Raw genomic sequence first — 288 nt, forward strand, 5'->3', positions numbered from 1 at the left:
GAAAAGGAAATAATTGAGTGGTCTAAACAACAGATGGCAGCTTATAAATATCCTAGAGTTATCGCGTTTATTGATCATTTTCCTACCACTAGTAGTGGAAAAATATTATGGCGTCAGTTACAAGAACAAGGTGAATCATCTAGCTTGAATATGTAAGCGTATTCTTAATGGGATGGAGGAATGATAATGGAGAAAGCCTGGCATAAGCATTACCCAGATCATATTGCCAAGGAGATAGTAATTCCAAATAAAACATTACCCGACATGCTAAGCGATACAATTGGGAAC

At 36.8% G+C, this 288-nt stretch carries 1 protein-coding gene; it reads left to right on the forward strand.

Going from position 1 to position 288, the window contains the following annotated elements:
• On the forward strand, positions 1–156 hold a 156-nt coding region (locus JKP73_RS23690; RefSeq protein ID WP_200412072.1), incomplete at its 5' end, for an AMP-binding enzyme.
• Positions 157–288: the final 132 nt, after the last annotated feature.

The sequence above is a fragment of the Virgibacillus salexigens genome, assembly GCF_014905415.1.
In the GTDB taxonomy this organism is placed as follows: domain Bacteria; phylum Bacillota; class Bacilli; order Bacillales; family Amphibacillaceae; genus Virgibacillus; species Virgibacillus salexigens.